This is a genomic window from Streptomyces sp. CA-111067, from assembly GCF_050956065.1.
Lineage (GTDB): Bacteria > Actinomycetota > Actinomycetes > Streptomycetales > Streptomycetaceae > Actinacidiphila.
Genome location: NZ_CP192103.1, coordinates 7578132 through 7598565, shown reverse-complemented (window position 1 = coordinate 7598565; position 20434 = coordinate 7578132). Strand labels below are relative to the sequence as shown.

Sequence of the window (20434 nt, the reverse complement as noted above, 5' to 3'; positions counted from 1 at the left end):
GTCCGCGGACGGCAGAAAACCGCCACCAGCCGAGCTGGTTGCCGCCGTCCCCGGCCCGGCTCCCGCCGGGTGAGCCGGACACGCCCGGCTCCCGTCACCCCCAGTGGAACGCCTACGTGCCCGGCTGGACGTCGCCGACCATCAGCGCCGGGATGTCGCCGCGCCCGGCGAGGTCGCCCGGGGGGATGCCGGGGTGGTGCTGGGAGGCGGACTGCGGGCCCGGCGGGGAAGCGTCACCCAGTGCCAGCCGCGAGACGATCCGGTAACGGTCACCGCGGTACACCGAGTGCACGTATTCGACCGGGCGGCCCGTCGCGTCCTTCGTCAGGCGCTCGAACAGCAGCGCCGGCGACAGCACCGGGACACCGATCAGCCGGGCCTCCTCCTCGTTGGTCACCGTCGGCTCGATCGACTGGACCGCCTCGTGCACCCGCACCCCGTGCCGCTCCCGCAGGAAGTCGTAGAAGTCGCCTGACTCCATGTCCGCCGGGCGGAGCCCTGGCACCACCGCGGCCGGGACGTGCAGGTACTCGATCGCCATCGGTTCGCCGTCCACCAGCCGCAGCCGCGCGATGTACGTGATCTCCGCGGCCGGCGAGATGTGCAGCTTGCGGCCGACCCGGGCCCCGGCCTGCACGGTGGTGAACTCCAGCACCCGGCTGGCCCAGGTGCCCGACGCCTGCGGCAGATGGTAGGCGTGCCGGCTGGGCGCCAGCTCCTGGGTGATCTTCTCGGGGGCGACGAACATCCCGCGGCCGTGCTCGCGCACCAGCAGCCCGGTGGTGACCAGTTCGTCCACCGCGGAGCGCAACGTGGGCCGGGAGACGCCGAGTTGCTCGCACAGCGTGCGCTCGGACGGGATCGGGTCGCCGGGTGAGCGGGACTCGACCAGCTCCATCAGGTAGTCGCGGACCCGTTCGCGTTTGAGCGCCGAGCGCGCCGGCTCGCTGACCATGACGTGTGTCCCTCCGGCTGCTGTGTTGTCCAGTCGAGGTTATCCAGATGCTGACCAGCACGCCAGTGCCACCTGCGAGGACGCGTGACGGACGGCCCGTTGAACGGTGATTCGCCCTGGTTCGCAGGGTTTCCCGGCCGTATACGACCGCCACCGCCATTCCCGCGCAAGCTCTTGACGCCACCAGTGGTCTATGCCACTTTCCTGACCAGCACCAGACCAGTTGGCCAGTGGTCAGTTCCGGCCCGCTCTACTTCGAGGTGACATCCCCGTGAGATCCAGACTCGTCCCCGGCGCCGCCGCGCTCGTGCTCGCCGCCTGTGCGCTCAGCGCCTGCGGCTCGTCCTCCTCCGGCTCCGGCTCCGGCTCCGGCGGCGACGCCAAAGCCGACGCGCCGGCCAAGCTCACCGTCTGGATCATGCGCGACAGCATGTCCGACAGCTTCCTCAAGCGCTTCACCGCCGACTACCAGGCCGCCCACAAGGGCACCACGCTGGACATCCAGATCCAGGAGTGGGACGGCATAGGCCAGAAGATCACCAGTGCGCTGGCCAGCAAGGACGCCCCCGACGTGATCGAGGTCGGCAACACCCAGGTCGCCCAGTACGCGGCCGGCGGCGGTGTGCAGGACCTCACCTCCAAGGTGTCCGACCTGCAGGGCGCCGACTGGATCCCGGGGCTGGCCGACCCCGGCAAGATCGACGGCAAGCAGTTCGGCGTCCCGTGGTACGCCGCGAACCGGGTGGTGATCTACAACAAGGACCTGTTCGCCAAGGCCGGCATCACCACCCCGCCCAAGACCAGGGCCGAGTGGATCACCGACACCACCAAGCTCGACACCGGCGGCGACGACGGGATCTACCTGCCGGGCCAGACCTGGTACGCGCTGGCCGGCTTCGTCTGGGACGAGGGCGGCGACCTCGCCGCCAAGGGCGCGGACGGCAAGTGGCAGGGCACCCTCGACACCCCGCAGGCCAAGGCCGGCATGGACTTCTACAAGCAGCTCCAGGCACTCGGCAACGGCCCGAAGGACGCCGACGAGGCCAAGCCGCCGCAGGCGGACGTCTTCGCCAAGGGCAAGAGCGCGCAGATCATCTCGGTGCCCGGCGGCGCCGCGGCGATCCTGAAGGCGAACCCGGCGATGAAGAACAAGATCGGCTTCTTCCCGATCCCCGGCAAGACCGCCGACAAGCCCGGCGCGGTGTTCACCGGCGGCTCCGACCTGGTGATCCCGGAAGCGTCGCAGCACCAGGCGCAGGCGTACCAGGTGGTCAAGGCGCTGGCCGGCACCAAGTGGCAGACGGACATGGCCAAGGAGATGAGCTACGTGCCCAACCGCACGTCGCTGGCCAGCGTGCTGGCCGGCAACGACGGCGCCTCGACGATGGCGGTGGGAGCGGCGAACGGCCACGCCACACCGAACTCGCCCAACTGGGCCGCGGTGGAGGCCAACAACCCGATCAAGCAGTACATGACGCAGGTGCTGACCGGCGCCGATCCGGACTCGGCGGCCAAGACCGCCTCGGCCGCGATCACCAAGGCCCTGAACGAGTCCCTCTAGAGGTCCGGTTTGGCTCCGGACCGGCTCCGGAGCCCGCCGCCCGCCCGTGCAACCGCCCTCCCGCACTCACAGGAGACCCGCCGTGCTCACCGCTCACTCCGCCGATCCGCGGCCGGCCGTCGCGGCGCCGCCGCCGGAGCCGCGCCGGCCGCGCCGCCGCCGGCTGTCCGCGCTCTGGCCGTATCTGCTGGTCGCACCCACCGTGGTGGGCACGGCCTTCCTGCTGCTGTACCCGCTGGCCAGGAACATCGTCATGTCGTTCCAGCACTTCGGCCTCGGCGAGCTGATCCGGGGCGGCGCGACCTGGGTCGGCTTCGCCAACTACCGCACGGTGCTGGAGGATCCGGAGTTCTGGACGGTGGTCCGCCGCACCCTGTGGTGGACCGGCCTGAACGTCGTACTGATCATGGTCCTGGGCACCCTGGTCTCGCTGATGCTGAACAAGCTCGGCCGGCGGATGCGGTTCGCGGTGATGAGCGGCCTGGTGCTGACCTGGGCCACTCCGGTGATCGCCGCGACCACCATCTTCCAGTGGCTGTTCCAGTCCCGCTTCGGAGTGGTCAACTGGCTACTGGTCAAGCTGGGTTTCGACTCCTACCGCGACTACGCCTGGTTCGCGCACGGCGACGCCACCTTCGCCATCCTGGTGACGCTGGTGGTCTGGCAGTCCGTGCCGTTCGCGGCGCTCACCCTCTACGGCGGCCTCACCACGATCCCGGTGGAGCTGTACGAGTCGGCGAGGATCGACGGCGCCGGCGCGTGGCAGACCTTCCGGCTGGTCACCTTCCCGATGCTGCGCTCGCTGTTCGCACTGGTCACCTCCCTTGAGGTGATCTGGTGCCTGAAGTGCTTCGCCCAGATCTGGGTGATCAGCCAGGGCGGTCCGAACGGCGCGACGACCACGCTGCCGGTCTACGCGTTCCAGATCGCCCAGTCGCTGCACAAGTACGACCTGGGATCGGCGGTCTCCACCCTGACCGTCCTGATCCTGCTCGGCGCGCTGGTGTTCAACCTGCGCCGGATGTTCCGCCAGGAAGGCCGGGAGGAGAACGCGCTGTGAGCACCCTGACCCTGAGGAACCCGCGGCCGGCCCGGAACCCGCGGCCGAGGACGACTGGTAAGGCGCTGCGCCGGCTGCCGCTGAACCTGGCGGCGCTGGTGACGCTGCTGCTGTCGGTCTTCCCCGTGTACTGGATGGTGATCACGGCCTTCAAGCCGTCCTCGGCCATCACCGCCGACACCCCGTCGTTCCTGCCGCTGCACCCCACGCTGGCGCACTTCGGCACCGCCGTGCACTCCGACGGCTTCGGCACCTACTGGCGCAACAGCCTGACCGTCACGCTCGGCGCGGTGCTGATGTCGCTGGTGGTGGCGCTGCTGGCGTCGTTCGCGGTGGCCAGGATGCGGTGGCGCGGCCGGCGGGCGTTCATCTTGATGGTGTTCATCGCGCAGATGGCGCCGTGGGAGGCGCTGCTGATCCCGATGTACGTCATCGCCCGGGACGTGGACATGCTGGACAAGCTGTCGATGCTGACGCTGATCTACTTCATGACCACGCTGCCGTTCACCATCGTGATGCTGCGCGGCTTCCTGGCCGCGATCCCGGTGGAGCTGGAGGAGGCCGCGCAGGTCGACGGCTGCACCCGGGCCGAGGCATTCCGCCGGGTCACCTTCCCGCTGCTGGCGCCGGGGCTGCTGTCCACCTCGCTGTTCGGCTTCATCACGGCGTGGAACGAGTTCGCGTTCGCCAACACGCTGATCATCAAGAACCAGGACGCCCGCACCCTGCCGGTCTGGCTGTCCTCGTTCAGCAATGTCTTCGGCACCGACTGGGGCGCCACGATGGCCGCCTCCTCGCTGTTCATGCTGCCCGTCCTGGTGGTCTTCCTGCTGCTCCAGAACCGGGTCACCTCCGGAATGACCGCGGGCGCCGTCAAGGGCTGAGCCCCGCGCGCCACCTCCCGTCCCGACGCCGCTTCCCGTCCCGACGCCACCGCCCCGCCGGTCGCGCCGCCCGTCCGGCGCGCCCGCCGGTCCGGCGTGCCCGCTCCCGCGAACCCGCTTGTCCCCCCGGCCTCCTGGAGACCACCGCCGTGATCATTCCGCATCCCACCCATATCGCCCGTATTCCGGGCCACTTCACCTTCGACGCGTCAACGACCGTCCGGGCGACGGGCGAAGCACTGGGCCCGGCCCGGCTGCTGCGGACCCTGCTGGCCCCGGCCACCGGGCTGCGGCTGCGCAACTCCCCCACCGGGAACGTGGTGTTCGTCCTGGACCCGCTGCTCGGCGGGCTCGGCGCGGAGGGCTACGGGCTGACCGTCGGCCCGGACGCGGTGCTGCTGCGCGCGGCCAAGCCGGCCGGACTGCTGAACGGTGTGCAGACCATCCGCCAACTGCTGCCCGCGCAGGCGCTGTCCGCACGTCCGGTGACCGATGTGCCGTGGCGGATGCCCTGCGTGCAGGTGACCGACGTGCCGCGGTTCGGCTGGCGCGGGGCGATGCTCGACGTCGCCCGGCGCTTCCAACCGGTGCCGGTGCTGCGCCGGTTCGTGGACCTGCTGGCCTTCCACAAGCTGAACGTGCTGCACCTGCACCTGACCGACGACCAGGGCTGGCGGATGCCGGTGTCGGCGTATCCGGCGCTGACCGAGGTCGGCGGGGCGCGGGCCCGGTCGATGACCGGCCGGGCGGGCAGCGGGCGGTTCGACGACCGGCCGCACCAGGGCGCCTACACCGCCGCCGAGTTGCGCGCGCTGGTGGCCTACGCCGCCGAGCGCGGGGTGACGGTGCTGCCGGAGATCGAGATGCCCGGGCACGCCCGGGCGGCGCTGGCCGCGTACCCGCACCTGGGCAACGTGCCGGGCCGCGAACTCGACGTCTGGACCGAGTGGGGCGTGTGCGAGAACGTGCTCGGCGTCCACGACGAGGTGCTGGACTTCTGCCGCACGGTGCTCGGCGAGGTGCTGGACGTCTTCCCGTCCCCTTACGTGCACATCGGCGGCGACGAGTGCCCGGTCACCGAGTGGGAGGCCAGTGCCGAGGCGCGCCGCCGCACGGCGGAACTGGGGCTGGCCGCACCCAAGGCGCTGCACGGCTGGTTCCTCGGCCGGATCGCCGACTTCCTGCTCGAACAGGGCCGGCGGCCGGTGTGCTGGGCGGAGGACTCCGGGGCGCTGCCACCGGAGTTGACGGTGATGCCGTGGCGGGACACCGCGCACGGGCTGGCCGCCGCCCGGCGCGGCCACGACGTCGTCATGACGCCGTACCGCTCGACCTATCTGGACTACCCGCAGTCGGACGCGGCCGACGAGCCGCTCGGGCAGGCCGGCGCGGTGGTCGACCTGCGCGCGGTGCACCGGGGCGAGCCCGCGCCGGCCGACTGGGAGCCGGCCGCCGCGGCCCATGTGCTCGGCACCCAGGCGCAGTTGTGGAGCGAGTTCGCGGTGCGGGCGGCCGACCTCGAATACCTGGCCTTCCCGCGGCTGTGCGCGCTCGCCGACCGGTCATGGAACCCGGCCTCCGACTGGGCCACCGACTTCCTGCCCGCGCTGCGGCTGCACGAGCCCCGGCTCGCGGCGCTCGACGTCCACAGCCACCCGCTGCCCGTTCCCGGCGTCCGCGCCTCCGCGCCGCGGCCAGCCCCGACCACCCCCCGCTAGGCCCGGGTCCGGGCCGCCGCCGCCGCCGAGAAAACCGCACCACCCCCCAGACCGCACCACCAGCCATCCCGCACCACCCCCACGTTGGAAAGGGATCAACCGTGTCAGGAAAGTTCCGCGTGCCCACCCGGGTCCGTACCGCCATGGCGGTGTCCACGGCCGCCGGCCTCGCCTGCGCCGCGCTCACCGCGCTGCCCGCGTCCGCCGCACAGGACGCGCTCACCGCCCAGTACCGCACCAGCGCCTCGGGCGCGACCGCCGACCAGTCCGAGCCGTGGCTGGAGGTGACCAACACCGGCAGCACCACCGTGCCGCTCAGCGGGGTCACCGTGCGCTACTACTTCAAGTCCGACGGCCCGAGCACGAGTTACCGCTTCGCCTGCTCCTGGGCGGTGAAGGGCTGCGCCAACGTCACCGGCACGTTCGGCACGCTGGCCAACCCGACCGCCACCGCGGACCGCTACCTGGAGATCGGCTTCACCTCCGGCGCGGGCTCGCTCTCCCCCGGCCAGAACACCGGCGACCTGCAACTGCGCTTCTACCGCGCGGACTGGCAGACGCTCACCCAGTCCGACGACTACTCCTTCAACGGCGCGCAGACCTCGTACGCCAACTGGAGCAAGGTCACCGTCCAGAAGGGCGGCGCCGTGCTGTGGGGCACCGCGCCGGCCGGCAACGACCCGACCTCGCCGCCCACCACTCCCCCGACCACCCCGCCGACCGACCCCAACGCGCCCGCGCTCTTCGACGACTTCAGCTACACCACCAGCTCCGACCCGGCCATCCAGCAGCACGGCTGGACGGTGAAGTCCGGGCAGGGCGGCCCCGGCGTGGCCGGCGCCACCTGGTCGCCGCAGGACCTGACCTTCGTGGCCGACGGCTCGGGCAAGGTGATGAACCTCAAGCTCACCACCGACGGCACCGCGGCCGGCACCCGCGAGACCGAGATCCAGAGCACCGCGCAGAAGTTCAAGAACGGCACCTACGCGGCCCGGGTGAAGTTCGACGACACGCCCACCGGCGGCCCGGACGGCGACCACGTCAACCAGACGTTCTTCACCTTCACGCCGCTCAAGGCGCCGATGGACCCCGACTACAGCGAGCAGGACTTCGAGTACCTGCCCAACGGCGGCTGGGGCGAGACGCAGAACATCATGTACGAGACGTCCTGGGAGACGTACAACCCCGACCCTTGGAACGCGGTCAACACCCACGGGCAGCAGTACGGCAGCCTGGACGGCTGGCACGACCTCCAGATCACCATCGACAACACCAGCATCACGTACTACATCGACGGCCAGGCCGTGGCGACGCACGGCGAGCCGTACCTGCCCGAGGGCGGCCAGTTCATCGACTTCAACCACTGGCTGATCGACCTCGCCGGGCAGACCAGCAGCACCTCCCGCTCGTACAACGAGCAGGTGGACTACGTCTACTTCGTCAAGGACCAGGTGCTGACCCCGGCCCAGGTCACCTCGCAGGTCGCCGGGCTGCGTTCGGCGGGCACCGCGTTCAAGGACACGGTGCCGGGCTCCTGAGCCGGCGAGTCTGAGACCGGGAGCCTCCAGCGGGGCGCCGGCCGTCCGCCCGTCACCGCGGGCCGGGCGGCCGGCGCCCCGAACCGTGAAGTGCCGTGATTTTCGGTCAGGCCATGCCCAGAGGTTTCTGTTATCCGCAGGTCATGGCACCGTCTCCTGTTCAGAGCACAGGCAGACGGAAGGTGGAGCAGCATGCGGGCAGGCGACCGGGTCGGACCCGACCCGAGGGTCGTGGTCGCGGCACGTGCCGGCGACCAGCGGGCGCTGGACGAGCTGGTCGCGGAGTGCCTGCCGCTGGTCTACAACATCGTGGGCCGCGCGCTGGACGGGAACGACGACGTCGACGACGTGGTGCAGGAGACGCTGCTGCGCGTGGTGCGCGGCCTCGGCGAGCTGCGCGACCCGGAGGCGTTCAGGTCCTGGATGGTGGCCATCGCGGTGCGCCAGGTGCGGGACCGCGAGCAGGCCAGGAAGGCGTCCTGGCACCACCAGACCGCCCTGGACGCCGCCGAGCTGATCGCCGACCCGGCCTCCGACTTCGCCTCGGTGACGATCCTGCGGCTCGGACTGACCGACCAGCGCCGGGAGATAGCCGAGGCCACCCGCTGGCTCGACCCGGACGACCGCACGCTGCTGGCGCTGTGGTGGCTGGAGGAGACCGGCGAGCTGCGCCGCGCGGAGCTGGCCGAGGCGCTCGGGCTGACCCGGCAGCACGCGGCGGTGAAGGTCCAGCGGATGAAGGAGCAGCTGGAGATCTCCCGCTCGGTGGTGCGGGCGCTCGGCGACGCCGACGCGGTGCACTGCGCGGAACTGCGGGAGCTGACCGACGGCTGGGACGGGGTGCCGAGCCCGCTGTGGCGCAAGCGGTTCGCCCGGCACATCCGCGGCTGCGCCGACTGCTCCCGGCTCAGCGGCGCGCTGCTCCCGATGGACCGGCTGCTCAGCGGCCTCCCGCTGCTCCCGGTCCCGCTCGGCTTCGGCGGCGGCCACTGGACCCCTCCCGGGCCGGGCCTCCAGCCGGGCCACCCGGCACCGCCCGCGGGGCACGGCGGTCCGCCGCCGCACGGCGCCCCGCCCGGCCACGGCGCTCCCCCCGCGCAGGGCCCGCCGCCCGGACACCCCGGACCGCCCGCAGGCCACGGCGGGCCGCCCGGTCACCCCGCCGGGCAGCTGCCCGGCCACCCGCCGGCCCCCCTGCCGGCGCACTCCCCCATGCCACCCTCCCAGGCCGCATCTGCGGCCCCGCGCACCGCTCCGCGACCACGCCCCCCACGGCGGAGCGGTGCGCCCCGGGGTGCTCACGTCAGGCCCCGGCTGCTGCACGGCGGCCCGCTCGGCATACCGGCCGCGGCGGTCGCCGCCGTCGCCGTGGCGGCAGCGGGCGCGCTGCTCGCCGTCCATCTGACCGCCGACCCCGCCCCGGCGGCCGACGCGCGCAGGACGACGCCGGCCGTCACCGTCCCGGCGACGGTGCCGACCACCCCGCCGACCACCAGCGCGGCGGCCAAGCCGAAGCCGAAGCCCAAACCGTCGGCGACACCGACCCGCAAGCCCACCCCGAAGGCGCCGCGCACCACCCCGGCGAAGGCGCCCGCCAAGGCCCCGCCGCCCGCGCCGCCGGCCTCGTCGGTGCGCAAGGGCGTGGGCGTATGGACGTTCAACGGGGTGAACACCGCGCTGACCCGCTCCGGCGCCGGCTGGTACTACACCTGGTCCACCACGCACAGCGGGATCAGCGGCCCCGGCTTCGTCCCGATGATCTGGGGCGCCAAGAGCGCCGACGCGACCTCGCTGGCCCAGGCGAAGCAGGCGGGCCCCTACCTGCTCGGATTCAACGAGCCCGACATGGCCGGCCAGTCGAACATGACCACCGACCAGGCGCTGTCGCTGTGGCCCAAGCTGATGTCCAGCGGCAAGGTGCTGGGCTCTCCGGCGGTCGCGTACGGCGGTGACACCGCGGGCGGCTGGCTGGACCGCTTCATGTCGGGCGCCCAGCAGCGCGGCTACCGCGTCGACTTCATCGCACTGCACTGGTACGGCGGCGACTTCACGACGCCGAACGCCGTCTCGCAGCTCAAGTCGTATCTCCAGGCGGTCTACAACCGCTACCACAAGCCCATCTGGCTGACCGAGTTCGCGCTGATCGACTTCGCCAACGGCGGCACCCGCTTCCCCACCGACGACCAGCAGGCCGCGTTCGTCACGGCGGCGGCGAAGATGCTCGACGGGCTGCCGTACCTCCAGCGCTACGCCTGGTTCGGGCTGCCGGCCGACGACAAGGCGCCCAGCAGCGGCCTGTTCCACAGCGGGCCGGCGGAGACCCCGGCGGGCCGGGCGTTCGAGGCGGCGCGCTGACGGCCGCGCAAACCACCAACGCCGACCGGCAGGGCTCAACGGCCCTGCCGGTCACGGCGCTTCGAAGCGGACCTCGCGGCTGCCCGCGCCCGGGTCCGAGGCGGCCAGCAGCCGGCCGCCGTCCTCGCTGAGGGCGGCCCGGTCGGCCCGGCTCAGCGGCGCGAACGGCGTGACGACCACGGCCGCGGTGTCGCCGCCCCGCTCGAACCGCCAGGTGCCGCCGACGAATCCGTCCACCAGCACGGTGCCGCGGATGATGCCGTTCACCGTCATCACCCGCGACCGGTGCTCGTCGGCCAGTACGTGGGTGCGGTCGGCGTGCGACAGGACGAGGTTGTCGAAGTCGGTGACGAACCGGGCCGGTACGGCGACCGACGGGTCGGCGAGTTCGGCCTCCGGCAGGTCGTACAGCACCCGTCCGTCCTCGGCCTGGTACGTCCGCAGGTCAAGGCCGGTGAACACCCGCTTGAGGCCGGTGAGTCCGGACCACTTCTGCATGTCGGCCGGGGTGGCCGGGCCGAACGCGGCGAGGTAGCGGCGGACCAGGCCGGCCGGGTCGGGCTCGGCGAGCGGCGCGCCCGCCCAGTCGTCGAGCAGCGCGTAGCGCGGGCCGCCGACCCCGCCCCACAGCCCGCGCGGCGGCACCTGAACCAGCGGTGCCCACACCCGCAGCGCGTTGACCAGCGACGCCGGATCGGCGGCCGGGAAGCGTTCGCTCAGCGCGGTGCGCAACTCGGCAGGTCCCGGGGCCTGTTCCGCCGTGCCGCCGGCGGCCAGCAGCTCGCGGCCGTACGCCAGCAGCTCCGCCCGGTCCACCCCGGCGACGCCTGCCGCCCACTGCGAGGAGCGGAAGCCGCGGTCCAGGGACGGCTGGAGCCAGGGCCGCAGCGCCAGCGCGTCGGCGGCCGTCACCAGGTGGACGGTGCTGCGCATGAGCACCACCCGCACCACCCGGCGTTCGGTGAGCAGCTTGCCGAGTTCGGCGAAGTCGAAGCGGTCCAGCCGGCTCCACAGCCCCGGGTAGGCGGAGGCGGGCGCCTGCGACTGCAGGCCCAGCAGGTGGGCGACTGCCTCCTCGGCGCCCATGTCCGCTTGTTCCAGCAGCAGTTGGCGGGACAGCAGGGTCCGGTTGAGGGTGCGGCGGTCCAGGGGCGCGGTCGGCATGCTGCCTACGGTAGAGGTGATCGCGGACGGTTCCGGTCCGCATGGCCGTTCGGCGTCCGCGGTCAGCGCCCGCGCATCATCATCCGGCGGCGGACGAAGACCCCGGCACCCAGGCCCAGGAAGAGCACCCCGCCGGCCAGCGACAACACCGTGGAAAGGCTCCAGCCGGGCGGATGCGCCACCTGCGCGGCCAGCATCACCCGCGAAGGCCGCCGGGTGTCATAGACGACGGCCACGGCGGAACCGGTGGTGACGCCCTTGGGCAGCGAACCGCCGGCCGGTACGCACAGGGTGCCGCGGTGACTGCCGGCGGCGTTCTCGAACGTCACGTCGACATGGGTGAGTTCGCCGAACTTGTCGGTTCCTGTCCGGGAGACGAAGGCGACCTTCTGCGCACCGTGCGCGCGCAGGGCGTCCACCGTCGAGCCGCAGTCGGCGCGGAGGGCGAAGAACATCCCGAAGCACAGCGCGCTCAGCACCAGCGCCACCGCGAGCAGGCCGCGCCCCGGGGTCCTCGCCGCCACCGCGGGACGGGCCGCGGCGGGCCAGGCGGCCGGCTCGGCCACGGCCGGCGGGGTCCAGTCCTGGCGTTTGGTCTTGCGCGTCATTCAAAAGCCCATCCAGTGCGCGACGCTCTTGGCCGCGTGGCCGACGTCCTTGGCCGCACCCTCGACGGCGTGCTCGGTGCCCTTGATCGCCTTCTGGCCGGTGCCGCTCTCCAGGAAGCGGTAGGCAGCGTAGCCGACGCCCGCGGCGACCAGCACACCGGCGCCGGCGGCCCAGCCGACCGGGCCGCCGGCGATGAAGACGGTGAGTGCCTCCGCCCCGAATCCGGCGCCGGTGCCGATCGCCAGCGAACCGACGTTCGCGGTGACGGCGACGTCGGGGTCGGTGCCGTTCTTGATGTCCCAGGCCGTGCCGCCGATGGTCAGCACGGCGCCGACCACCGGCACCTTCTCGCCGACCCGCAGGAAGCTGCCGAGCACCTTCGTGTCGGCGCCGGCGCCGTGCAGCAGCGTGTCGGCGGCCCCGGTGACCGAGACGTTCATCAGCTTCGACAGGCCGCCGAGGTTGAACTTCGCGAGCACGCCCTCGGACTGGCGCAGGTCGGCGGCCGACTGGCGGCCGAAGTTGCCGGTGAGCTTCTTGATCGTGTTGCGCTGCGCCGAGGTCAGGTTCGGGCTGTTCACCCGGTACTCGTGCAGTGCCTCCGCGGCCTTGGCGAAGCGGTCTGCCCGGTCGTGGACCAGGCTCGCGTACTGCGCCTGGCCGGCCAGCACGCCCTGCAGGATGCCGCCCTCGGACGACCAGTTGTGCGCCGGCACGAACAGGTCCTCCAGGTCGGCCCAGGCGATGCTCCACAGGTCCGGGTCGTCCTGCTGCATCAGCGCCCGGTTCCAGACCGCCGAGGGGTCGTCCTTGGGGATCGGGCCCTGGAAGAGGGCGAGCACCTTGTCGAAGCCGGGGGCGGGCGTGGTGGCGTTGAGCGCGGTATGGAAGGCGTCGGCGAAGTCGGCCATGTCCGCCTCGGCCGTCGGACTGTGCGTCGCGGCGACCACCGAGGGCAGTTGGGCGGCGAGCTTGGGGTCAAGGCCCGCGTAGAAGGCGGACGTCCAGTCGGGGTCGCCCTTGTGCGCCGCCACTTCGAGCGCGATCCGGTGGAAGGCGTCGCCGGCCGGGCCCGAGTCGAGCAGTTCGGCCGCGTTCGCCTCGCCCGCCGCCCGCTTGCCGTCCGCCTGGGCCTGCTTGGCGGTGAGCGGCACCGGCTCGGGGATCTGCACCATGGCCGCGTACGGTCCCATGCCCTTGTGGCCCATCGCGGCGGCCAGCGACTGCCTGCGGCGCAGCATGGGCAGTTGGTCGTCTGCCCAGCTGCTCATGCCGATCAGCTCGTCCAACGGGCCGGTGTCGAGCCCGAGTCCGGCGAAGGACGTCTTGAAGGCGCGCACGCTGGTACCGAGGTCCGTGCTGTCCTTGGACAGCGAACTGATCATGGTGGTCAGGGCGGCGGGGTCGATGCCCGAGAAGTCGTCAGCCATGGGCCACCACCGGGTCGAGGAGGACGGCTTCGGCGCCGGACCCTTCGAGCGCGTCCGTCAGGGCCAGGGCCGGGATCGCCGCCCACGGCTGGGCCTCGCCCATCCGCTCCACCAGCAGCGCCACCGTGCTGAACGCGGGCGCCACGAGGTGCCGTTCGCCGTCGGCGCCGACGACCCAGCGGAGCATCAGCCGCACGTCGCCCTCGCGCACCGGGACGCCGTCACGCGCGGGCAGCGGGCTCATCAGCGGCAGGACGAGTATCCGCGCCTCGTCCTGCGAGCCCTCGGGACCTTCGGAGCCCTCGGAGCCCTCGGATATGCCGGGGTCGTCACTCATGCGCGCCACAGTAGGTGCGCCCCGCCACCGGGCGAACCCGCTTGCCGCCAGGGTCCCGTCAAGAATTCGTCATGCCCGCGGGGACGGGTTCACGCCGCCGTGTGGATGGGTGTGTGCGCCCCGGTCAGCGGTACCCCGGTGGCCCCGTGACGCAGCGCGACGATCTCGGCCGCGATGGAGAGCGCCGTCTCCTCCGGTGTGCGCGCGCCCAGGTCGAGGCCGATCGGCGAACGCAGCCGGTCCAGTTCGCGTTCGCTGACGCCAGTCGCCCGCAGCCGGTCGAGCCGGTCCAGGTGGGTGCGGCGGGAGCCCATCGCGCCGACGTAGCCGACCGGCAGCCGCAGCGCACGTTCCAGCAGCGGGATGTCGAACTTGGCGTCGTGGGTCAGTACGCAGACGGCGGTGCGACCGTCGAGCCGCCCGGCGCGCGCCTCGGCGTCGAGATAGCGGTGCGGCCAGTCCACGACCACCTCGTCGGCGTCGGGGAACCGGCGCGGGGTGGCGAAGACCGGCCGCGCGTCGCAGACCGTCACCCGGTAGCCGAGGAAGCTGCCCGCCCGCACCAGCGCCGCCGCGAAGTCGATCGCGCCGAACACCAGCAGCCTCGGCGGCGGCACGCTGGACTCCACCAGCAGCGTCAGCGGCACCCCGCAGCGGCTGCCGTCGGCGCCGATGACCACCGTGCCGGTGCGGCCGGCCGCGAGCATCGCCGCCGCCTCGCCGGCCGCCGCCCGGTCCCGCTCGGGGTCGCCGAGCGACCCCTCGTACCAGCCGGCCCCGGCCTGCCGGGGCCCGACCAGCAGGGCCAGGCCGAGCAGTTCCGGCGGCCCGGCCACCACCCGGGCGACCGCCGCCGCCTCGCCGCGTACCGCTGCGGCCAGTGCGGCGGCGATCTCCGGTTGCCCGCCGGGGTCGATCCGCTGGACGAGGATGTCGATGTCGCCGCCGCAGGTCAGGCCGACGGCGAAGGCGTCCTCGTCGGAGTAGCCGAAGCGCTGGAGCACCGGCGGGGCGCCGGGGCCCGCCTCCAGCGCCTCCCGGCACAGCTCGTACACCGCACCCTCCACGCACCCGCCGGACACGCTGCCGACCGCGGTGCCCTCGCTGTCGACGGCGAGCGCCGCGCCGGGCTGCCGCGGGGCGCTGCCGCCGGTGGCGGTGACGGTCGCGACGGCGAACGGCAGCCCGCGCAGGCACCACTCGTGCAGTTCGTCGGCGATGTCCAGCATGGTGGCTCAACTCCTCGTGGACTGGGGGTGGTCGGCGGGCACGGATACGAAGGGGCGGGATGACGGGGTGGCGGGCGCGGCTACTTGACGCCGAGCCAGCCCTCGATGGGATGCAGCGCGAAGTAGACGACGAAGACCACGGTCAGCGCCCACATGAAGACGCCGGGCTCGCGCCACTTGCCCTGTGCGGCCTTGATCGCGGTGTAGGACACGACTCCGGCGCCGACTCCCGCGGTGATGGAGTAGGTGAACGGCATCAGGGCGACGGTCATGAAGACCGGCACCGCCACCGCCCGGTCCGACCAGTCCACGTGCCGGGCGTTGCTCATCATCATCGCGCCGATCACCACCAGGGCGGCGGCGGCGACCTGGCCCGGCACGATCTGGGCCAGCGGGGTGAAGAACAGCCCGAGCGCGAAGAGCAGGCCGGTGACGACGGCGGACAGCCCGGTGCGGGAGCCCTCGCCGACCCCGGTGGCGGACTCCACGAAGACGGTCTGCCCGGAGGCGCCGGACACCCCGCCGATCGCGCCGCCGGCGCCGTCGATGAACAGCGCCTTGGACAGGCCGGGCATCCGGCCCTTGTCGTCGGCGAGCCCGGCCTCGGTGCCGACGCCGATGATGGTGGCCATCGCGTCGAAGAACCCGGCGAGTACCAGGGTGAAGACGATCACGCCGACGGTCATCCCGCCGATGGATCCCCAGCCGCCGAACTCCACATGGCCGAACAGCCCGAAGTCGGGCATCGACACCGCGCTGCCGTTCAGCTTGGGCGCGGTGCCGCCCCAGTCGGCGGCGGTCAGGTTGCCGACCGCGTTGACCACGACGGCCAGCACCGTGCCGGTGACGATGCCGATCAGGATCGCGCCGGGGATGTTGCGGGCCTGGAGCATGAAGATCAGCAGCAGCGTGACGCAGAACAGCAGGACGGGCCAGCCGGCCAGCTTGCCGTCGGTGCCCAGCGTGACCGGGGCGCTGCCGTGCGGGTCGCCCTTGCCGACGAAGCCCGCGTTGACCAGGCCGATCATCGCGATGAACAGGCCGATGCCGATGGTGATGCCGTGCTTGAGCGCCAGCGGTATCGCGTTCATCACGATCTCGCGCAGCCCGGTGACCACCAGCAGCACGATCACGCCGCCGTAGATCACGCACATGCCCATGGCCTGCGGCCAGGTCATGTTCGGGGCGACCTGGGTGGAGATCACCCCGGCCACGCTCAGCCCCGCCGCGAGCGCCAGCGGCACCTTGCCGACGAAGCCCATCAGCAGGGTCGAGACGGCCGCGGCCAGCGCGGTCGCGGTGATCAGCGCCGCGTGCCCGAGCTTGTGCCCGGTGACGTCGGGGCCTGACAGCAGCAGGGGGTTGAGCAGCAGGATGTAGCACATCGCCATGAAGGTCGTCAGGCCGCCGCGGACTTCGCGGGGGATCGAGGACCCTCGTTCTGAGATGTGGAAGTACCGGTCCAGCCAGGATCTCCCAGCGGGCTGCCGCGGGCCTGGGCCCGCGTCCTCCGCCGCCGTCCGCGGCTCTACTGGCGTCTGGGTCATGATGCCGACTCCCAAGGTTCACAGGGGCACCCGTACGCGGTGTACGGGATTTGGGAACTGCGTGGCCTGCACGACCCGGGGGACGGCCCGGAGCGAACAAGTGCGGGGACCGGGGGCGGAAGCCCCCGGCCGCCCTACGATCCGGTCAGGTGCTCCGGCCGGATCGGCGTGCGGTTGAGGTCGAGGCCGGTCGCCTGCCGGATGGCGGCGAGTACGGCCGGGGTGGACGAGAGGGTGGGCGCCTCGCCGACGCCGCGCAGCCCGTACGGGGCGTGCTCGTCGGCGAGTTCGAGCACGTCGACCGGGATGGCCGGGGTGTCGAGGATGGTGGGGATCAGGTAGTCGGTGAAGGACGGGTTGCGGACCTTGGCGGTCACCGGGTCGACGACGATCTCCTCCATGACGGCCACCCCGAGTCCCTGGGTGGTGCCGCCCTGGATCTGGCCGACGACCGACAGCGGGTTGAGCGCCTTGCCGACGTCCTGGGCGCAGGCCAGTTCGACCACCTTGACCAGGCCGAGCTCGGTGTCGACCTCGACCACGGCGCGGTGCGCGGCGAAGCTGTACTGGACGTGGCCGTTGCCCTGGCCGGTGCGCAGGTCGAACGCCTCGGTGGGCCGGTGCCTGAACTCCAGCTCCAGGTCCACCGCCTCGCCCTCCAGGACGTCGGCGAGGTCGGCGAGCGCCTCACCGCCGTCGGTGACGACCTTGCCGTCCTCCAGCAGCAGTTCGGCGGTCGCCCAGGCCGGGTGGTAGCTGCCGAACCTGCGGCGGCCGATCTCCAGCACCCGTTCCCTGACCGCCTCGCAGGTGTTCTTCACCGCGCCGCCGGTCATGTAGGTCTGCCGGGAGGCGGAGGTGGAGCCGGCCGAGCCGACCTGGGTGTCGGCGGGCTGGATCGTCACCTGGCTGACGCCGAGTTCGGAGCGGGCGATCTGGGCGTGCACGGTGACGCCGCCCTGGCCGACCTCGGCCATCGCGGTGTGCACGGTGGCGACCGGTTCGCCGTTGATGACCTCCATCCGCACCCGGGCGGTGGAGTAGTCGTCGAAGCCCTCGGAGAAGCCGACGTTCTTGATGCCGACGGCGTAGCCGACGCCGCGCACCACGCCTTCGCCGTGGGTGGTGTTGGACAGCCCGCCGGGCAGCGCGCGCACGTCGGCGGCGCTGCCGGCGCTCTCCCACTGCCGCTCGGGCGGCAGCGGGCGGGCCTTGACCCGGCGCAGCAGTTCGGCGACCGGCGCGGGAGAGTCCACCTGCTGCCCGGTGGGCAGCAGCGTGCCCTGCTCCATGGCGTTGCGCTGCCTGAACTCGACCGGGTCGAGGCCGAGTTCGGCGGCGACCTTGTCCATCTGGGCCTCGTAGGCGAAGCATGCCTGTACGGCGCCGAAGCCGCGCATCGCCCCGCAGGGCGGGTTGTTGGTGTAGAGCGCCAGCGCCTCGATGTCCACGTCCTCGACGACGTAGGGCCCGACGGACAGCGAGGCGGCGTTGCCGACCACGGCCGGTGAGGCCGAGGCGTAGGCGCCGCCGTCGAGCACGATCCGGCACTTGACGTGGGTGAGCTTGCCGTCCCTGGTGGCGCCGTGCTCGTACCAGAGCTTGGCCGGGTGCCGGTGCACATGGCCGAAGAAGGACTCGAAGCGGTTGTAGACGATCTTCACCGGCTTGCCGGTGCGCAGCGCCAGCAGGCAGCCGTGGATCTGCATCGACAGGTCCTCCCGGCCGCCGAAGGCGCCGCCGACGCCGGACAGCGTCATCCGGACCTTCTTCTCCGGCAGACCGAGCACCGGGGCGATCTGCCGCAGGTCGGAGTGCAGCCACTGGGTGGCCACGTACAGGTCGACGCCGCCGTCCTCGCCGGGCACCGCGAGGCCGGACTCCGGGCCGAGGAACGCCTGGTCCTGCATGCCGAAGACGTACTCGCCGCTGACCACCACGTCGGCTCGCTCGGCGGCGGCCACCGCGTCGCCGCGGACGATCGGCTGCCGGTGCACGATGTTGGGGTGCGGGACGTGCCCGATGTGGTGGTCGTCGCGGCCCTCGTGCACCAGCGGCGCGCCGGGCGCGGTGGCGCTGGCCTCGTCGGTGATCACGGGCAGGTCGGCGTACTCGACCACGATCTTGGCGGCGGCCCGGCGGGCGGTCTCGGGGTGGTCGGCGGCGACCAGCGCGACCGGTTCGCCGTGGTGCCTGACCTTGCCGTGCGCGAGCACCGGCGTGTCCTGGATCTCCAGGCCGTAGGTCTTCACGTCGGTGGGCAGGTCGTCGTAGGTCAGCACGGCGTAGACCCCGGAGGTGGCCAGGGCCTGCGAGGTGTCGATGGAGACGATCTCCGCGTGGGCGACGGTGCTGCGCAGGGTGTAGCCCCACAGCATGTCCTCGTGCCAGAGGTCGGAGGAGTACGCGAACTCGCCGGTGACCTTCAGGACGCCGTCGGGGCGCAGCGTGGACTCGCCGACGCCGCCCTTGGTGGCGGCGCCCTGGGTCAGGCTGGTGGGTGTACGGGCCGGCGCGGAGCCGCCTGATGTCTGCGGGGGCACGGTCACACCGCCCCTTCGCTGCGGGCGGCGGCCAGCCGGACCGCGTCGAGGATCTTCTCGTAGCCGGTGCAGCGGCACAGGTTGCCCGACAGGGCCTCCCGGATGTCGCCGTCCGACGGGGACGCGTTGTGCTCCAGCAGTTCGTCGGCGGCGACCAGCAGGCCGGGGGTGCAGAACCCGCACTGCACGGCGCCGGCGTCCACGAACGCCTGCTGCACGGTGGACAGTTCGCCGTTCTCGCCGGCCAGGCCCTCGACGGTGAGGACCTCCCGGTCCTGCACCTGGCCGGCCGCGACCAGGCAGGAGCAGACCGGCACGCCGTCGAGGCGCACCGTGCAGGAGCCGCATTCGCCCTGCTCGCAGGCGTTCTTGGAGCCGGGCAGGCCCATCCGCTCGCGCAGCACGTACAGCAGGCTCTCGCCCTCCCATACGTCGTCCGCCTCCTGCGGGCGGCCGTTGACGGTGAAGGTCACGCGCATGACTGGTTCCTCTCGTCGCCGCCGCGGTACTCCTGCCAGGTCCAGCCGAGGGTGCGGCGGGCCATCACGCCCAGTGCGTGCCGCCGGTAGGAGGCGGTGCCGCGCACGTCGTCGATCGGGTTGGCGGCGCCGGCCACCAGGTCGGCGAACTGCCGTGCCACTGACGGCGGCAGGGCGCCGCGGCCCTCCCACAGGCCGCCCTCGTCCAGCGCGGCGGCCAGGAACTCCTCGGCCGCCTTAGCCCTGATCGGGGTGGGCGCGGCCGAGCCGATGCCGGTGCGCACGGTCCGGGTGTCGGGGTGCAGCGCGATGCCGAAGGCGCACACCGCGATCACCATCGCGTTGCGGGTGCCGACCTTGGAGAACGCTTGCGGCCCGGTGGCCTTCTTCAGGTGGACGGCCCTGATCAGCTCGTCGGGCGCGAGCGCGTTGCGCTTCACGCCGGTGTAGAAGTCGTCGATCGGGATGAGCCGGCTGCCGCGCACCGAGACCGCCTCGACCTCGCCGCCGCCGGCCAGCAGCGCCGGGTGCGCGTCGCCGGCCGGGGAGGCGGTGCCGAGGTTGCCGCCGACGCCGCCGCGGTTGCGGATCTGCGGCGAGGCGACGGTGTGGCTGGCCAGCGCGAGCCCCGGCAGCCGGGTCCGCAGCTCGGCCATGATCCTGCTGTACGGGACGGAGGCGCCGAGCCGGACGGTGTGCTCACCGTCCTCCCACTGCTCCAGCTCGCCGATCCGGTTCAGGTCGAGCAGGACCTTGGGCCTGCGGTGGTCGAAGTTGATCTCGACCATCACGTCCGTGCCACCCGCGATGGGTACGGCGGCGGGGTGCTCGGCCTTGGCGGCGAGCGCCTCGTCCCAGCTTGCGGGGCGCAGGAAGTCCATGGGGATTCTCTTCTCGCATTCGAATGAGCTGTTCATGTCCTGTACACGCTGCGTGGGCCAAGTACACGGCCGTACGGCCGTCCGGGTGCAGTCACCGAAACCATGAAGCGCTCAGCAGGCCGGGGCCCTGGTCTTGTAGATTCC

General features: G+C 72.4%; 16 protein-coding genes. 6 read left to right on the top strand and 10 right to left on the bottom strand.

Annotation, left to right across the window (positions count from 1 at the left end):
• Positions 1–112: 112 nt before the first annotated feature.
• The gene (locus tag ACQPW6_RS33545; RefSeq protein WP_433893475.1) at positions 113–955 is read right to left on the bottom strand and encodes a GntR family transcriptional regulator; all 843 of its coding nucleotides are present in this window, start codon (positions 953–955) and stop codon (positions 113–115) included.
• Between the two features lie 271 nt (positions 956–1226).
• Between ACQPW6_RS33545 and ACQPW6_RS33540 the strand changes: the two genes are divergently transcribed.
• The 6 genes from ACQPW6_RS33540 to ACQPW6_RS33515 all read left to right on the top strand — a co-directional run bounded on the left by ACQPW6_RS33540 (position 1227) and on the right by ACQPW6_RS33515 (position 10071).
• Positions 1227–2516, top strand: coding sequence for an extracellular solute-binding protein (locus ACQPW6_RS33540; RefSeq protein WP_433893474.1), 1290 nt, complete (start codon positions 1227–1229; stop codon positions 2514–2516).
• A gap of 82 nt (positions 2517–2598) precedes the next feature.
• On the top strand, positions 2599–3576 hold the full coding sequence (locus ACQPW6_RS33535) for a carbohydrate ABC transporter permease (RefSeq protein WP_433893473.1): 978 nt from the start codon (positions 2599–2601) through the stop codon (positions 3574–3576).
• Positions 3573–4460 carry a carbohydrate ABC transporter permease gene (locus ACQPW6_RS33530; protein ID WP_433893472.1) on the top strand — a complete coding sequence of 296 codons (888 nt, stop codon included), beginning with the start codon at positions 3573–3575 and terminating at the stop codon, positions 4458–4460. The genes ACQPW6_RS33535 and ACQPW6_RS33530 overlap by 4 nt, the downstream gene beginning before the upstream one ends.
• 149 nt (positions 4461–4609) lie before the next feature.
• Positions 4610–6178: a beta-N-acetylhexosaminidase gene (locus ACQPW6_RS33525; protein WP_433893471.1), complete on the top strand. Its 1569-nt coding sequence runs from the start codon at positions 4610–4612 to the stop codon at positions 6176–6178.
• 143 nt (positions 6179–6321) lie between these two features.
• Positions 6322–7716, top strand: coding sequence for a cellulose binding domain-containing protein (locus ACQPW6_RS33520; RefSeq protein ID WP_433894741.1), 1395 nt, complete (start codon positions 6322–6324; stop codon positions 7714–7716).
• Positions 7717–7908: 192 nt separating this feature from the next.
• Positions 7909–10071: a sigma-70 family RNA polymerase sigma factor gene (locus ACQPW6_RS33515; RefSeq protein WP_433893470.1), complete on the top strand. Its 2163-nt coding sequence runs from the start codon at positions 7909–7911 to the stop codon at positions 10069–10071.
• 51 nt (positions 10072–10122) lie between these two features.
• Here the strand turns inward: ACQPW6_RS33515 and ACQPW6_RS33510 are convergent, their stop codons facing one another.
• From ACQPW6_RS33510 to ACQPW6_RS33470, 9 genes are all read right to left on the bottom strand, one after another.
• Positions 10123–11235 carry a winged helix DNA-binding domain-containing protein gene (locus tag ACQPW6_RS33510; RefSeq protein ID WP_433893469.1) on the bottom strand — a complete coding sequence of 371 codons (1113 nt, stop codon included), beginning with the start codon at positions 11233–11235 and terminating at the stop codon, positions 10123–10125.
• Positions 11236–11297: 62 nt separating this feature from the next.
• A complete protein-coding gene (locus ACQPW6_RS33505) occupies positions 11298–11843 on the bottom strand; it encodes a hypothetical protein (protein WP_433893468.1) in 546 nt (181 codons plus the stop codon).
• Positions 11844–13274, bottom strand: a complete 1431-nt coding sequence (locus tag ACQPW6_RS33500) for a hypothetical protein (protein WP_433893467.1) — start codon at positions 13272–13274, stop codon at positions 11844–11846.
• Positions 13267–13611, bottom strand: a complete 345-nt coding sequence (locus tag ACQPW6_RS33495; RefSeq protein ID WP_433893466.1) for an SAV_915 family protein — start codon at positions 13609–13611, stop codon at positions 13267–13269. The genes ACQPW6_RS33500 and ACQPW6_RS33495 overlap by 8 nt, the downstream gene beginning before the upstream one ends.
• Before the next feature lie 89 nt (positions 13612–13700).
• Positions 13701–14840, bottom strand: coding sequence for an XdhC family protein (locus ACQPW6_RS33490; protein WP_433893465.1), 1140 nt, complete (start codon positions 14838–14840; stop codon positions 13701–13703).
• A gap of 80 nt (positions 14841–14920) precedes the next feature.
• A complete protein-coding gene (locus tag ACQPW6_RS33485; protein ID WP_433893464.1) occupies positions 14921–16387 on the bottom strand; it encodes an NCS2 family permease in 1467 nt (488 codons plus the stop codon).
• A gap of 134 nt (positions 16388–16521) precedes the next feature.
• Positions 16522–18930: a xanthine dehydrogenase family protein molybdopterin-binding subunit gene (locus ACQPW6_RS33480; RefSeq protein ID WP_433893463.1), complete on the bottom strand. Its 2409-nt coding sequence runs from the start codon at positions 18928–18930 to the stop codon at positions 16522–16524.
• A 2-nt stretch (positions 18931–18932) separates the two neighbouring features.
• Complete coding sequence (locus ACQPW6_RS33475) at positions 18933–19409, bottom strand: (2Fe-2S)-binding protein (protein ID WP_433893462.1); 477 nt, start codon at positions 19407–19409, stop codon at positions 18933–18935.
• Positions 19400–20290, bottom strand: a complete 891-nt coding sequence (locus ACQPW6_RS33470) for an FAD binding domain-containing protein (protein ID WP_433893461.1) — start codon at positions 20288–20290, stop codon at positions 19400–19402. Before ACQPW6_RS33470 ends, ACQPW6_RS33475 begins: the two co-directional genes overlap by 10 nt.
• Positions 20291–20434: the final 144 nt, after the last annotated feature.

Excerpts from the sequence above, each read along its gene's own strand:
- ACQPW6_RS33545 (WP_433893475.1), bottom strand. The coding sequence starts at position 955 with ATGGTCAGCGAGCCGGCGCGCTCGGCGCTCAAACGCGAACGGGTCCGC.
- ACQPW6_RS33520 (WP_433894741.1), top strand. The coding sequence starts at position 6,322 with ATGGCGGTGTCCACGGCCGCCGGCCTCGCCTGCGCCGCGCTCACCGCG.
- ACQPW6_RS33515 (WP_433893470.1), top strand. The coding sequence starts at position 7,909 with ATGCGGGCAGGCGACCGGGTCGGACCCGACCCGAGGGTCGTGGTCGCG.
- ACQPW6_RS33510 (WP_433893469.1), bottom strand. The coding sequence starts at position 11,235 with ATGCCGACCGCGCCCCTGGACCGCCGCACCCTCAACCGGACCCTGCTG.
- ACQPW6_RS33505 (WP_433893468.1), bottom strand. The coding sequence starts at position 11,843 with ATGACGCGCAAGACCAAACGCCAGGACTGGACCCCGCCGGCCGTGGCC.
- ACQPW6_RS33500 (WP_433893467.1), bottom strand. The coding sequence starts at position 13,274 with ATGGCTGACGACTTCTCGGGCATCGACCCCGCCGCCCTGACCACCATG.
- ACQPW6_RS33495 (WP_433893466.1), bottom strand. The coding sequence starts at position 13,611 with ATGAGTGACGACCCCGGCATATCCGAGGGCTCCGAGGGCTCCGAAGGT.
- ACQPW6_RS33490 (WP_433893465.1), bottom strand. The coding sequence starts at position 14,840 with ATGCTGGACATCGCCGACGAACTGCACGAGTGGTGCCTGCGCGGGCTG.
- ACQPW6_RS33485 (WP_433893464.1), bottom strand. The coding sequence starts at position 16,387 with ATGACCCAGACGCCAGTAGAGCCGCGGACGGCGGCGGAGGACGCGGGC.
- ACQPW6_RS33475 (WP_433893462.1), bottom strand. The coding sequence starts at position 19,409 with ATGCGCGTGACCTTCACCGTCAACGGCCGCCCGCAGGAGGCGGACGAC.
- ACQPW6_RS33470 (WP_433893461.1), bottom strand. The coding sequence starts at position 20,290 with ATGGACTTCCTGCGCCCCGCAAGCTGGGACGAGGCGCTCGCCGCCAAG.